Genomic DNA, 695 nt, shown 5'->3' with positions numbered 1-695 from the left:
GAAAGCACCGCCCTGAACGATACGGACATGAAGTATCTGCTTCTCTATCTGGAAGAAACCTACGGGCTTACCAATGAGAAGAAGATTGATAACGCCATCGGGATTGTGGCGAATGAAAACAAGTACCATCCCATCCGGGACTATCTCAATACCCTTGTGTGGGACGGGACAGAACGAATCCGTTTCTGCCTGCGGCACTTTCTGGGGGCTGACGCAGACGATTACACCTATGAAGCGTTGAAGCTGTTCCTGCTGGGCGCAATCTCACGAGCCTTTCAGCCGGGATGCAAATTTGAAATCATGCTCTGTCTGGTAGGCGGTCAGGGGGCTGGCAAGTCCACCTTCTTCCGTCTGCTGGCAGTCCGGGACGAGTGGTTCTCCGATGATTTGCGGAAGTTGGACGATGACAATGTGTACCGCAAGCTGCAAGGTCACTGGATTATCGAAATGTCGGAAATGATGGCAACCGCCAACGCCAAGAGCATTGAGGAAATCAAGTCATTTTTAAGCCGACAGAAAGAGGTTTACAAGATACCCTATGAAACCCACCCAGCAGACCGCCCCCGTCAGTGCGTGTTTGGCGGCACTTCCAATGCCCTTGACTTCCTGCCCCTTGACCGTTCCGGCAACCGCCGCTTTATCCCCGTCATGGTGTACCCGGAGCAAGCCGAGGTTCACATTTTGGAGGACGAAGC

General features: G+C 53.1%; 1 protein-coding gene. It reads left to right on the top strand.

Going from position 1 to position 695, the window contains the following annotated elements; genetic code table 11:
- Nucleotides 1-695: virulence-associated E family protein (locus tag LIZ66_RS18350; protein WP_227201176.1), on the top strand; the 695-nt coding region annotated here is incomplete at both ends.

Source organism: Blautia faecis, assembly GCF_020554845.1.
Classification (GTDB): Bacteria; Bacillota; Clostridia; order Lachnospirales; family Lachnospiraceae; genus Blautia_A; species Blautia_A faecis.
The sequence above is the reverse complement of the archived record's forward strand: the minus strand, read 5'-3'. Positions and strand labels throughout refer to the sequence as shown.